At 26.3% G+C, this 14,037-nt stretch carries 11 protein-coding genes; 3 read left to right on the plus strand and 8 right to left on the minus strand.

Annotated elements, in window-relative coordinates; translation table 11 throughout:
* Positions 1-303: 303 nt before the first annotated feature.
* Positions 304-1,401, plus strand: coding sequence for a tyrosine recombinase XerC (locus tag HCG70_RS05830; RefSeq protein WP_078061328.1), 1,098 nt, complete (start codon positions 304-306; stop codon positions 1,399-1,401).
* Positions 1,402-1,517: 116 nt separating this feature from the next.
* Here the strand turns inward: HCG70_RS05830 and HCG70_RS05835 are convergent, their stop codons facing one another.
* Positions 1,518-1,916: a hypothetical protein gene (locus HCG70_RS05835; protein ID WP_042398708.1), complete on the minus strand. Its 399-nt coding sequence runs from the start codon at positions 1,914-1,916 to the stop codon at positions 1,518-1,520.
* A 139-nt stretch (positions 1,917-2,055) separates the two neighbouring features.
* On the opposite strand from HCG70_RS05835, the gene lexA reads away from it, so the two are divergent.
* Together lexA and HCG70_RS05845 are read left to right on the plus strand one after the other, a co-directional pair.
* Complete coding sequence (lexA, locus tag HCG70_RS05840) at positions 2,056-2,664, plus strand: transcriptional repressor LexA (protein WP_221697556.1); 609 nt, start codon at positions 2,056-2,058, stop codon at positions 2,662-2,664.
* Positions 2,665-2,729: 65 nt separating this feature from the next.
* Positions 2,730-3,851 (plus strand): DUF3267 domain-containing protein, encoded by a 1,122-nt coding sequence (locus HCG70_RS05845; protein ID WP_042398714.1) that lies wholly within the window; start codon positions 2,730-2,732, stop codon positions 3,849-3,851.
* 38 nt (positions 3,852-3,889) lie between these two features.
* On the opposite strand, the gene HCG70_RS05850 is transcribed toward HCG70_RS05845, so the two are convergent.
* The 7 genes from HCG70_RS05850 to HCG70_RS05880 all read right to left on the minus strand — a co-directional run bounded on the left by HCG70_RS05850 (position 3,890) and on the right by HCG70_RS05880 (position 13,944).
* On the minus strand, positions 3,890-5,143 hold the full coding sequence (locus HCG70_RS05850; RefSeq protein ID WP_394805648.1) for an aminotransferase class I/II-fold pyridoxal phosphate-dependent enzyme: 1,254 nt from the start codon (positions 5,141-5,143) through the stop codon (positions 3,890-3,892).
* Between the two features lie 141 nt (positions 5,144-5,284).
* The gene (gene hfq, locus HCG70_RS05855; RefSeq protein WP_042398720.1) at positions 5,285-5,521 is read right to left on the minus strand and encodes an RNA chaperone Hfq; all 237 of its coding nucleotides are present in this window, start codon (positions 5,519-5,521) and stop codon (positions 5,285-5,287) included.
* A gap of 24 nt (positions 5,522-5,545) precedes the next feature.
* A complete protein-coding gene (miaA, locus tag HCG70_RS05860; RefSeq protein ID WP_042398723.1) occupies positions 5,546-6,475 on the minus strand; it encodes a tRNA (adenosine(37)-N6)-dimethylallyltransferase MiaA in 930 nt (309 codons plus the stop codon).
* A 13-nt stretch (positions 6,476-6,488) separates the two neighbouring features.
* Positions 6,489-8,507 (minus strand): DNA mismatch repair endonuclease MutL, encoded by a 2,019-nt coding sequence (gene mutL, locus HCG70_RS05865; protein ID WP_221697557.1) that lies wholly within the window; start codon positions 8,505-8,507, stop codon positions 6,489-6,491.
* Positions 8,508-8,517: 10 nt separating this feature from the next.
* On the minus strand, positions 8,518-11,244 hold the full coding sequence (gene mutS, locus HCG70_RS05870) for a DNA mismatch repair protein MutS (RefSeq protein WP_042398729.1): 2,727 nt from the start codon (positions 11,242-11,244) through the stop codon (positions 8,518-8,520).
* Between the two features lie 237 nt (positions 11,245-11,481).
* A complete protein-coding gene (gene miaB, locus HCG70_RS05875; protein WP_221697561.1) occupies positions 11,482-12,825 on the minus strand; it encodes a tRNA (N6-isopentenyl adenosine(37)-C2)-methylthiotransferase MiaB in 1,344 nt (447 codons plus the stop codon).
* Between the two features lie 183 nt (positions 12,826-13,008).
* Entirely contained in the window at positions 13,009-13,944 is a 936-nt protein-coding gene (locus HCG70_RS05880) for a GNAT family N-acetyltransferase (RefSeq protein WP_052330671.1), read from the minus strand.
* Positions 13,945-14,037 lie beyond the last annotated feature (93 nt).

Consider the following 14,037-nt stretch of genomic DNA (forward strand, 5'->3'; position numbering starts at 1 on the left):
TTTAACTTATAAAATAAATGTAAATTTATTAAAAGAATATCATAGTTGAAATTTAAAATTTAATAAAAAAGATAGTAACTTTAAAAAAAGTTTATTTATAAGAAAAAATTTAAATAAATAATAAAATTTACATTAAAATATCTAAAAATAGTATAAAATGAAAAAATATATGCTAAAAATACAAAAATAACTCGAAAATTTATTTCGCTAAATAACCATTTAGCGAAATAAATGTCATTGTTAGCGCAAAATAGCTATGATATAATGAAATCAGAATTAAATCTAGTTTAAGGAGGATTTTACATGGATGAAAATGATAAAAATACTAAAACTAATAAACAAAATAACTTTGATCTAAACGAAATTGTAAAAAAAGATACTTATAATAATTTAGAACAAAAAAATAGATTTGGTATTGAAGTTCAAAATAATAATAAATTGCCTAAAGTATTAGCTGATTTTTTAAGTTATTTAGAAACTATTAAAGGAAAATCCTATAATACAATTGAAGCTTATAAAATTGATTTAAGTTTATTTTTTAAGTATTTAAAAGTATATAAAGGTTATTACATACCAGATGATATAGAATTTGAAGAAATACCTATAAATGATTTAGATGAAACTTTTTTAAAAAGTATAGATTTAAGTGATTTATATGCCTTTTTATCATTTGTAGAAAAGCAAAGAAATAATGGAACTTATGCAAGAGCTAGAAAAGTTGCCACAATTAAATCGTATTTTAATTATTTGCATGGAAAAGCAAAAATAATCACTTATAATCCAGCATCTGAGTTAGAGTCACCGAAAATAAATAAACGACATCCAATTTATTTAACACTAGAAGAAAGTGTATCTCTACTCTCCTCTTTAGATGAAAAGAATTGTAATTACTTAAGAGATTATTGTATTTTAACTTTATTCTTAAATTGTGGCATGAGATTATCTGAATTATGCTCTATAAAAATAGATAAGATAAAAGGTGATACATTAACTATTATAGGTAAAGGTAATAAGGAACGTACTGTTTACTTAAATGAAGCATGTATAAGTTCAATTGAAGATTATCTTGCAAAACGTAATGATAATAAGGCTACAGATGAAAATAAAAAATTTTTATTCTTATCATCTAGAGGTACTCCAATAAATAAAAGAACTGTAGAATTGCTTGTTAAAAAACATGTTAAGAATGCAGGATTAACTAATGAAAAATATACTCCTCACAAGCTTCGTCATACAGCTGCTACACTTATGTACAAGCATGGTAATGTTGATATTAGAAGCCTTCAAAGTATATTAGGACATGAAAATATATCAACAACCCAAATTTATACTCATGTAGATGAAGAAATTTTAAGAGAAGCTGCTAAATCTAATCCATTAGCAAGTATAAAAAGTAAATAAAGAACATATGTTCATTGCCCATGAAAATGGCATTTTGTTATTAAATTAATAATTAAATATAAAAAAAATGAAAGAAACTCAAAAAATAAATAAGTTTCTTTCATTTTTAATAATTTCTATTTTTTCATTTTTCTTATTCCAGGATATATTTCTTCTGTTAACTCATCTAACTCAGTATCATTATCAACACCTAGTTCATCGAAGTATACAATATTATCAAACGCATCTACATAATCATCTTCTAAATCCATTTTATCTAGAATATCATTATAGTTCTCTAATGTTATTTCTTCATTTATATTTTCTTCAGAATCCTTCTCTTCTTCCTTTAAGGCTTCTAATGCATTTTTAAGTTCTTCTTCTATAAATGAATTCTCTTCTACAGTCTTAGCTATATCATCAATATTTATGGCTCTTATATCTATCCCATCTTCTTCTAAACATTTACCGCAATTATCACATATTTTTTTTGAAAAAAGATCACAATAATCATCTTCAGTATATTTATAAGTCATTAAATCACCACCTGTTTATTTTAACCTTGTTATTTTACCAGTTTATTAAAAATATTTCAACTAAAATATTTTACAAATAGAAGAACATAGGTTTGATATAGTGCTATTCTTATGATATAATGATAACAAAAGCGAGGTGTTGAAAATGCGAGAAGTAAGTGATAAACAAAGTGAAATTTATGAGTTTTTAAAAACTTTCACTGATAACAAAGGATACCCTCCTTCAGTAAGAGAAATCTGTGAAGCTGTTGGATTAAGATCGACTTCGTCTGTTCATGGTCATCTTAAACGTTTAGAGTCAAAAGGATTAATAAAGAGAGATCCTACTAAACCAAGAGCTCTTGAGATTATAGATCATTCATCAAGAAAGGAAATGGTTAACATTCCCATCATAGGGAAAGTTACAGCTGGTATGCCTATACTAGCTAATGAAAATGTTGAAGGAATATTCCCTGTTCCGCTTGATTATATTAAGCATAATAAAGAATTATTTATGTTAAATGTAAGTGGAGAAAGTATGATTAATGCTGGTATTTTCGATGGTGATTTAGCAATAATTGAAAAATGTCAGACTGCAAGAAATGGTGAAATTATAGTTGCTTTAATTGAAAATGAAGCTACTTTAAAAACATTCTATAAAGAAAATAATTATATAAGATTACAACCTGAAAATGATAAAATGGATCCAATTATAGTTGAAGATTGCGTCATTTTAGGTAAATTAGTTGGTTTGTTTAGGACATATTAATAATTAAGGAATCATACACTATTGTATGATTCTTTTTTATTATATTTTAAAGGTGTGTGGTTCTTATGCAAATTGTTTTAGGGAGATTTATAAAGAAAAAGGAGGATTTTGATAGTGAAAATATTATTTGCCCAATAAAGGATTATGATAGAGATAAATATTTAAATAGAAGAATAATTATTAGGATTTTATTTGTTATTTTATATGGTTATGAATTAGGTTATATGTTGGCATTAAATTCTAATACAATTAATGATATAAAAGTTACTGTAATAAATTTTGTTTTATTCTATGCACTTAACTTTTATTTAATTCAAATACCTCATGAATTTATTCATACACTCTTCTATTCTAAGGCATTTACAAATAAAAAAAATAAATTAGTATTTTTTAATAAAAAAAGAATTGTAACAACAGAGCTTGAAGAAAATACAAATACATGGCTTATGATTTTAAGCTTAATTACCCCATTTTTACTATTTTCCATATTGCCTATAGTATTAATTAATAACATAGGATTTGATATATACTTATATTCATTATCATTTGCAAATGCAATATTATCATCTGAGGATTTATTAAATATTATATTATTATTCTTTTCTAAGAAAAATGATGAAGGCAAAAAAACTTTATATGTGATTCCTAATAATTATGATTACTTATTAAATAATAATACTTCTTCTCTAGAAAATGATGAGTTATTTAATGTGTATACTTCTAAGGATGATATAAAGTTAGAGGATACTTCTCTCCTACCAACTTATATTGAAGCAGAGAACAATGAAAATAAAACTACTGCTATTGATTTTAATGAAGAAAAGTTAGAAGAAAATAAAGAAGATGATTCTATTATAGAAAATGAAGAAGAAAGTAAAGTTTATGAAGATAGCATTAAAGATGCTGGTATTAAAATAATTATTGAAGAGATTGATGATGTAAATGATAATAATAATGTATATGAAGATATAGATAATTTAAAACAAGATGATAGAAATGATTTTAATAGTATTATGGTAAATAAGTTAATTAGTGAGATAGATCAATTAAGCCCTCAAGAAAGTAATAAAGAAGATCAAAATAATGATGCTAAAAATGAGGTATCTGTGACAGAGGATTCTTTTATAAATAATAAAGCTAGTGAATTAATTAGTGTAATTGAACAAAGCATTATTAATGATAAATAATAATATTAAAAAAGCGAAGAAATTCTTCGCTTTTTTAATTATAGTATGCTATTTAAAGAAATTAATATACCAATTTTAGCATGATCAAATGTTAATCCACCTTGAAGGTAAGCTATATAAGGCTCTCTTATAGGTGCATCAGCTGATAATTCAATTGAAGATCCTTGAATGAATGCTCCAGCAGCCATAATTACTTCATCGTTATATCCTGGCATTGCCCATGGTTCACATTCAACATAAGAATCAATAGGTGAACCTTTTTGAATTCCCTTACAGAATTGAATTAATTTTTCTCTATCATTAAATTTTATAGCTTGAATTATATCACTTCTTTTATCATTATATTTAGGTAATACTTCAAATCCTGCTATCTCCATTATTCTAGCACAGAATACAGCCCCTTTAAGAGCTTCCATTACTATATGAGGGGCTAAGAATAGTCCTTGGTAAAATTGTCTCATAACGCCGAATGTAGAGCCACACTCCCCTCCTATACCTGGAGTTGTTAATCTGTATGCAGCTTGTTCAACGTATTTCTTTTTACCAGCTATATATCCACCTGTTGGTGCTATACCACCACCAAGATTTTTAATAAGTGAACCTGCAATTAAATCAGCACCAACATCTGTAGGTTCTATAGTATCAATTAATTCACCATAGCAGTTATCTACAAATACACAAACATCACTTCTTATTTCTTTTATTACTGATATTATTTCACCAATTTCAGATACTAAGAATGATTTTCTCCAACCATATCCTGTACTTCTTTGAATATGTACTAATTTAATTGATGGGTCTTCCTTAAGAACCTTTATAATAGCTTCAGTATCGAATTTACCATCTTTTAAATCAACTTGCTTATAATTTACTCCATATTCTTTTAATGAGCCTATATTTTCTTTACCGCTAATACCTATAATGTTATGTAAAGTATCATATGGTGCTCCTGTGATACAAACCATAGTATCATTAGTTCTTAAGTTACCCATTAAGGCACATCCTATAGCATGAGTACCATTTACGAAATGTGGTCTAACTAAAGCACTTTCAGTATTGAAAATTCTTGCATAAACTTTATCTAAAGTATCTCTACCAATATCATCATAACCATAACCAGATGAATTTGTAAAATGCATATCACTTATTCTTTCTTCTTGAAATGCATTAAGAACCTTAAGTTGGTTATACTCTCTTATTTCATCATAAATTTTAAATTGTTCTTCTACATCATTTAAAGCTTGTTTGTATACTTCAAATACACTTGGCTTAATGTTGTATGCTTCCATCATTAACTTTTCTGTTTCTCTTAACATTAAAGTTCCTCCATTTTATAATATTTCATAACTATTATATATAATATAAAACAAAATATAAAGTTTTTACAAAAATAAATTAAAAATTAAAGAAAAAGGAACTGCAATTTGCAGCTCCTATATGTTTTCATTATCAGAAAAAGGTAATGGTTTTGCTGGTGTAATAGTAGTAATTGAATGTTTATATATAAGCATTTGTTTACCTTCACTATCTAAAATTACAGTGAAACTATCGAATCCTTTAACGATACCCCTTAATTGAAATCCATTTACTAAATAAATAGATACAGCTGTTTTGCTTTTTCTAGCATTATTTAGAAAGATATCTTGAATATTATTGCTTTGTTTATTCAATATAACCACCTCCATGGCTAATAACTAATTAGATTTTATATCATTTGTTATTATATTAATTATCTCTTCATCAGATAATTCATCTTTATTTAAGAAAATAGCTCTTGGATCTTTTCTAAACCATGTTAATTGACGTTTAGCATAATTTCTTGATCCTTGTTTAATCATTTCTGTAGCCTCTTCTAATGATATAGAATTTTCAAGATACATTAAAACTTCTTTATATCCTATACCCTGCATTGCCTGCATAAGAGAATTATACCCATTTTCTTTTAATTTAATACATTCATTTAAAAGACCTTTTTCAAACATAATATCTACACGCTTATTAATTCTTTGATAAAGTTTTTCTCTATCCATATTTAATACATAGTAATGTACGTCATATTTACTTTTGTAGAAGTCCTCTCCTGCATTAAAAGAACTAAATGGTTTATTAGTTACCTTATAAACTTCAAGAGCTCTTATAACCCTTTTTCTATTGTTTGGATGTATTGATTCATAACTTACTGGGTCTATATCTTTAAGCATATTATGAATATAAATATCACCGTGTTCTTTTGCAAGTTCTTCTAATTCTAATCTATAAGCTTCATCATTAGTTGCATCAGTAAAATTCATATTACATGTTAATGCATTTATATAAAGGCCTGTTCCTCCAGTTAAAATAGGAAGTTTATCCTTTGATAGTAAATCATCAATAATAGGTTGTGCCATATTTTTAAAGTCTACTACGGAAAATGGTTTATCTGGTGTAGTAACATCTATCATATGATGTTTTATTCCATCCATTTCTTCAGTAGTAATTTTAGCTGAACCGATATCCATGTATTTATATATTTGCATAGAATCAGTAGATATTATTTCGCCATTTAACTTCTTAGCTAATTCTATCGATAAAGCCGTTTTTCCTACTGCTGTAGGGCCAGCTAATACAAGTATTTTATTATTCATTTTTTTAACCTTCCTATACTATTCGTCTAAACTTTTTATCTAATTCATATTCAGTAAATTTTATGATAATAGGTCTTCCATGTGGACAATTAAATGGATTATCAATATATCTTAAATCAAAAATTAATTTTTCCATTTCCATTTGTGTAAGGTAATCATTAGCCTTTACAGCTGCTTTACATGCCATTGTTGCAATTTTATTTAGTTTTACCTCTACAGTTTTTCCACTTCCTAAATTCTTTAAATTATCGATTATACTTAATAAAAAGTTTCTTGAATCTAATTTTCCTAAGAAGTATGGTACTTCCTTTAATGAAATTGTATTTCCTCCAAACTCTTCTATAACAAAGCCTGAATTAATGAAAATTTCTTTGTTTTCCTTATAACACTCATAATCATCTAAAGATAAATCTATAAGACAAGGAATAAGAAGTTGTTGAACTACTATTTCACCATTTTCTATATCATTAACATATTTTTCATATAGTATTTTTTCATGTGCTGCATGCTGATCAATTATATAAAGTGTATCTGAGTATTCTGCTAAAATATAAGTTTTATTAAATTGCCCTATTATTCTTAAGTCTGGAAACTTTGCCTTTTTTACTTGTGATAAACTACCTTCAATCTCTTTACTTTCGTTAATTACATTATTGTTCATAGTAGGAGATGAATTAGATTTATTAGTGTAATCTAAATTAACACTTTCATTTTTTTCAATGTAATTAGTGTTATTAGGTGAAGTGTAAATTGATACATTATCATTTACTGAATTGTTATTAAGATTTTGAAGTTTGTTTTTATTTATTTCCTTTAATCTATTATATAAATCCTCTTCTTTTGCAACATCATGAATAGTAATATTATTGTATATATCATTAATAGATGGTTCAACTTTGTTGTTTTGTATTAATGATTCACTTGTTTCAAAAGTTGATGTAGCTATAGATTGTGTTAAAGGAAGAGGTGTATCTAAATCTAACTTAATTTCCTCAATTTCTTCTACTGGTTCTTTATCTTCTTTTTCAGCAAAGGAATTAAAAATATCTTCTCTTAAAGCAGAATGAACAGAATCAAATACTCTCTTATATATAACTCTCTCATCTTTAAATTTAATTTCAGCTTTTGTTGGATGTATATTAACGTCAATATCCTCAGGATTTAATTCTATAAATAAAACAAAGAAAGGAAATTTATTCACTGTTGAAAATGATTTAAATGCATTTTCTACTGCAGCAACAATAGTTTTATTTTTTATATATCTATTGTTTACAAAGATACTTTCATTATTTCTTGAACCTCTAGCAATTATTTCTTTACCTATATATCCATGTACTTTTAAATAATCATCTTCGTAATTAAAAGGTAATACATGCTCAGAGATGTTTTTACCGTATATTGTTCTAATAGCATTTAATAAATTTCCATCTCCATAAGTATGAAGAGTTTTTTTACCATTATTAAATAATTTAAAGGAGATATTTGGATTACTTAATGCAACTCTTAAAATAATATCATTAATTAAACTTCCTTCTCTAGAAGTAGATTTTAAGAATTTTCTTCTTGCAGGAACATTATAAAATAAATCTTTTACTTCCATATAAGATCCATTATTCATACCAAAATCATTTAAAGAAACTTTTTCGCCAGCTTCTAAAACTAATTCTTTTCCAAAATCACATTCTGCTGGTTTACTTCTAAATGTTAATTTTGAAACAGAAGCAATTGATGGAAGTGCTTCCCCTCTAAAACCTAAAGTATTAATGGAGTAAATATCTTCAACATTTTTTATTTTAGAAGTCGCATGAGGCATAAATGCTTTTTCTATATCAAGGTTATGTACACCTACCCCATCATCTATTACTCTAATTGTTGATATTCCACCATCTTCAATTTCTACAGTAATATTTTTAGAATTAGCATCAATTGAATTTTCAACAAGTTCCTTTACTACAGAGGAAGGGCGCTCTACAACTTCCCCTGCAGCTATCTTATTAGATGTATGTTCATCTAATATATTTATTCTTTTCATAGAGCACCTCCTATTTTAGTTTTTTTGCATCTTGAACAATTTTAAATAAAGTATTCATTGCATCTAATGGTGTCATCGTCATTACTTCTATATCAGCAATTTCATTTAATAAGCTTTCTTTACCAATCATATTAAAATCAATTTGCATCATTTCAGTGTTTTCTTTTACTACTATTGGTTCTTTTTCAGTTTTATTTATAGAAGGTATTTCTGTAACTTTTTTATCTTCTATAACTTCAACATCCTCTTTTTCAACAGCAGCTTCTTCTTTAACTTTAATGTTATTATCGTTACTTTCTTTATAGTTATTAAATAACTTATCAATTTCTATTGATTTTTCATTTTCTAATTTACATAAAATATGCTTAGCCCTATCTATTACCTCTATAGGTAATCCTGCAAGTTTTGCTACTTCAATACCATAAGATTGGTCAGCGCCACCTTCAACAATTTTTCTTAAGAATATAACTTGATCATCACTTTCTTTTACTGCAACAGAATAGTTTTTAACACCTTCTATTATTCCTTCTAATTTAGTTAATTCATGATAATGTGTAGCAAATAAAGTTTTACATTTTAAATCACTATTATTAGATATATATTCTATTACTGACCAAGCAATACTTAATCCATCATAAGTTGAAGTACCTCTTCCTACTTCATCTAATAAGACTAAGCTATTTGGTGTAGCATTTTTTAATATGTTTGATACTTCCCACATTTCAACCATAAATGTAGACTTTCCACCTGCTAAATCATCTGAAGCACCAATTCTTGTAAAGATTTTATCACAAACTGATATATTAGCACTTTTAGCAGGAACAAATGAACCTATTTGAGCCATTAATGTAATTAAAGCTACCTGTCTCATATAAGTAGATTTACCTGCCATATTAGGACCTGTAATTAATAATAGTCTATTATCTGTAGTATTAATTTTAGTATTATTAGATACAAACTCACCATTACCTATTACCTTTTCTACAACTGGATGTCGTCCATCAGTTATATCTAAATCTCCATTAGTATTAATTTCAGGGCGTACATAATCATTGTCTACAGCCACCTTAGCTAATGTAGAAAGGGCATCTAATGATGATATTATATTTGCACTGCATTTTAATCTTGGAATTTGAGCTTCAACTTTATCTCTAAGCTCTACAAATAATTCATATTCAAGAGCCATAAGATGTTCATCAGCACCTAAAATCTTTTCTTCTACTACCTTTAATTCTTCAGTGATATAACGTTCTGCATTTGCTAGTGTTTGCTTTCTTATATATCTTCCTTCAGGAATTAAATTATAGTTTGCTTTAGATATTTCAATATAATATCCAAATACTTTATTATAACCAATTTTAAGTGACTTAATACCTGTAAATTCTCTTTCTTTACTTTCTAATGAAGCTATCCATTGCTTTCCGTTTAATTTAGCCTCTCTTAGCTCATCTACCTTGCTTGAATATCCTTCCCTTATAATATTTCCTTCTTTAACAGAAGTTGAAGGATCATCTAATAAAGCTTTTGAAAGAAGCGTTCTAATGTCATCTAATACATCTAAATTGTTATACCAATCAGATAATAAATCAGCTTTACACACTGATAGTTTTTCTTTTATTTCAGGCAATTTCATTAAAGACATATTTAAAGAAACTAAATCTTTAGCATTTACATTTTTATTAGATATTTTACCTACAATTCTTTCTATATCATAAATGTTTTTTAATGACTCTCTTAATTCTTCTGTGAAATAAATATTATTAAATAATTCATCTACAGAATCTAGACGTTTATTTATTTCTTCCTTATTAATTAAAGGCTCTTCAATCCATTTTCTAAGTGTTCTTCCACCCATAGTAGTAGATGTTTTATCTAATACCCAAATTAAACTGCCTTTTTTTGATTTTTCCTTTAAGTTTTCAGTTAATTCAAGGTTTCTTCTAGAACTACTATCTATAGTCATATAATTTACTATGTCATATGATTCTAAAACATTTATATTAGAAAGGCTCATCTTTTGAGTATCTAATATGTATTTTAATAATATTGAAGAGGCAATTTTACTTCTTAAATCTAACCCAGCTACTTCAACTTCACTAAATTGATTTATAAGCTCCTCATCAGTACAATTAAAATTCATAACATTCTTTTTAGTAATTAATGCATTTGAAATATTATGTATTTCATTTAAAAGTTCTTCATTAAAGTTTACATCAACAAGTACTTCTTTTGGTGATATTTTTGATACCTCATCTAAAAGTGTTGTTTTTAATTCTTTAAAGAATGTTGTTTTAAATTCACCTGTAGATATATCTGAAGAGGCTATTCCATAATATCCATCTGAATTATAAATAGCCATAATATAAGTGTTTTTATATTCCTCTTCACCATTATTTTCTGAGTATGTTCCTGGAGTTATTACTTTAATTACATCTCTTTTTACTATTCCTTTTGCTACAGCAGGATCTTCAACTTGTTCACATATTGCTACTTTAAATCCCTTGCCTACTAATCTTGAAATATAGTTAGCTGCAGCATGAAATGGGATTCCACACATTGGGGCTCTTTCTTCTAAGCCACATTCTCTTCCTGTTAAAACTAATTCTAACTCTCTTGAAGCTGTTTTTGCATCTTCAAAGAACATTTCATAAAAATCACCTAATCTATAAAAAAGGATACAATCCTGATATTTATCCTTTATTTCCATGTATTGCCTCATCATCGGTGTCAATGCCATGATAGTTACCTCCATTAATTATATTATAAAGCCTATTTTTTAGCTGTTTATCATGTATTATACAACATATTTTTAATATTATAAAGTAAGAGTATAGGTAAGATAAAATAATTAAGATTTAAGAGATTTTGATTAAAACCACAGCTTTTCTTAACTTTTACTTCCTATATTATATTTATAATTCTATAGACGTTAAAATAAGGATAACTCTAGTATTAAGAGCTATCCTTATTGTACTTATTTTACTACTTCACCAACTAATGAGAAGTTTTGTGCTTTAGTAACTTTAACATTTACTATATCACCAACTTTTACATTATCTCCAGTAAAGTTAACTAATCTTCCGTTTCTAGTTCTTCCAGAAAGTTTACTTTCATCATTTTTACTAGTACCTTCTACTAATACTTCAACAATCTTACCATCATAAGCTTTGTTTTTAGCTATAACTCCAGCATTAACTGCTTCAACTAATCTATTAAATCTATGATGTTTATCTTCTTCAGAAACTTGATCTAACATCATATCAGCTGGTGTATTATTTCTTCTTGAATATATGAAAGTAAATGCTGAATCATATTGAACTTCTTTTACTAATTCTAAAGTATCTAAGAAGTCTTCCTCAGTTTCACCAGGGAATCCAACAATTATATCAGTTGTTAATGAAACATCTGGGATTTCCTTCTTGATTTTATTAACTAAAGACATATAGTATTCTCTAGTATAATGTCTATTCATTTTCTTTAAGATTCTATCAGAACCACTTTGAACTGGTAAATGAATTTGTTCACATAGCTTTCCACATTCTTTAACAGCCATAATAACATCATCATTTAAGTCTTTTGGATGAGAAGTCATAAATCTTAATCTTTCTAATCCTTCTATTTCATTAATCATTTTTAAAAGATCTGCAAATGATACTTCCTCTTCTAGACCTTTACCATAAGAGTTAACATTTTGACCTAATAAAGTTATTTCTTTATATCCTTGAGATACAAGTCCCTTTATTTCTTTAATTATATCTTCAGGTTTTCTAGATCTTTCTCTTCCTCTAACATAAGGAACTATACAATAAGTACAGAAGTTGTTGCATCCGTACATAATAGTTACAAATGCTTTAACATCACTTTGTCTATCAATTGGTAATCCTTCAACAATTTCTTCTTCCTTATTGAATATTTCTTTTATTTGAACACCTTCAGTTCTAACTCTATTTAAATACTCTGGGAACTTATAAGCATTATGTGTACCAAATATTATATTAACATAAGGGAATTGACTTAATATTTTATCAGCCATTCCTTCTTGTTGCATCATACAACCACAAATACCAATTATTAAATCAGGATTTTTTTCTTTTAATTTTTTTAATTGACCTAAGTTACCAAATACCTTATTTTCAGCATTTTCTCTTACACAACAAGTGTTAAATAAAATTATACTTGCTTCATTTTTATCTTCAGTTCTAGTATAGCCTAATCTTTTAAGCATTCCAGAAAGTTTTTCAGAATCCTCTTCATTCATTTGACAACCATATGTATGAATATAATAGTGTTTCATTTCTTTAGTATCAGTTTCTTTCATATTATCTAATAATTTATAATCAAATTCTTTAGCCATTACTAATTCCTCCATTGTTATTTATGTAAAATCAAATCTCAATGTATTATAACATAAAATTTTGTAAAAAATAAAGAGTAAAAGCTTTAATAGCTTATACTCTTTTACTCATAATTAAAAAAAATAATTAAAATCATATAATTTTATCTATCTTTCCCACTTATTAATAATAGATTTAGATTTAAATCCTATCCAATTATACAATTTTAGGGCACTATAATTATTTTCTTCTACTCTAATAAACAATTCATTAATTTGCATTTTTTTTGCGGCATTAATCAATTCATTTAATAGTATTTTACCAAATCCATATCCTCTAAATTCTTTAAGTATTCCAAAATTAACTACAGTATACATATCACGATTAAATATTATTTGGCCATAACCTATTGCAATATTATTTAATTTTATAAACAAAGATAAGTCTTCCATATAATAATCTTGTTCAATGTCATTTTGTATATCCTCTACTTCTAGAGGAATCCTTGTTGTAGCTGAAAAAACTGAATTTTGAATTTTACATCTTAACTCTTCATCTCTATCTAATAGTACTTTTTCAGTAGTAATATTAATGTTTCTTATATTCCCATTATATAAGTTATTTAAAGAGTTAATTACATTAGAATTATGTTCTAAGCTATTTTTTAAAAGAGCAACTTGAGCTGCTTTATTATAATTACTTAATTCAATATTCATTAATAAAGAGGGTTTAACTTTTTTAAATCCTAAATTTATAAGCATTCTATTAGTATCTTCATCATTACATGTTTCATAAGAGAGAATAGTATTGTTAAAGCTTTTTAAAATTTCTGGACTTAACAAATCAATATATTCAGGTTTAATATATAAAGACCAAACTCTCACTGGCATTTCCACTGGAATTTCATACCATATATAACCTATAACTTCTTTTCTATAAATAAATAGCTTAACAAATTTCTTTAAAAAAATTTTTAGAAAAAATTTTTCGTTTTCATAGTATTCAAAAAAGTTTTTATCATAATTTTCTTTACTAAATCTCTCTAAATTTAAGTTTTTAAAATTCTCAAAATTATTACTGGATAACCTTTCTAATAATACCATACATAACCCCTAAACTTAACTTTCTAATAATCCCCTTATAGATAAAAAGATTACACTTATATATATGTGTAATCTTTCTTTATATTGCTAAAA

The sequence above is a fragment of the Clostridium sp. K04 genome (assembly GCF_019734375.1).
Taxonomy (GTDB): Bacteria; Bacillota; Clostridia; order Clostridiales; family Clostridiaceae; genus Clostridium; species Clostridium saudiense.

Bases quoted from the DNA above. Each gene is read 5' to 3' on its own strand.
- HCG70_RS05830 (WP_078061328.1), top strand. From the start codon at position 304: ATGGATGAAAATGATAAAAATACTAAAACTAATAAACAAAATAACTTT.
- HCG70_RS05835 (WP_042398708.1), bottom strand. From the start codon at position 1,916: ATGACTTATAAATATACTGAAGATGATTATTGTGATCTTTTTTCAAAA.
- HCG70_RS05845 (WP_042398714.1), top strand. From the start codon at position 2,730: ATGCAAATTGTTTTAGGGAGATTTATAAAGAAAAAGGAGGATTTTGAT.
- HCG70_RS05850 (WP_394805648.1), bottom strand. From the start codon at position 5,143: ATGATGGAAGCATACAACATTAAGCCAAGTGTATTTGAAGTATACAAA.
- miaA (WP_042398723.1), bottom strand. From the start codon at position 6,475: ATGAATAATAAAATACTTGTATTAGCTGGCCCTACAGCAGTAGGAAAA.
- mutL (WP_221697557.1), bottom strand. From the start codon at position 8,507: ATGAAAAGAATAAATATATTAGATGAACATACATCTAATAAGATAGCT.
- mutS (WP_042398729.1), bottom strand. From the start codon at position 11,244: ATGGCATTGACACCGATGATGAGGCAATACATGGAAATAAAGGATAAA.
- miaB (WP_221697561.1), bottom strand. From the start codon at position 12,825: ATGAAAGAAACTGATACTAAAGAAATGAAACACTATTATATTCATACA.
- HCG70_RS05880 (WP_052330671.1), bottom strand. From the start codon at position 13,944: ATGGTATTATTAGAAAGGTTATCCAGTAATAATTTTGAGAATTTTAAA.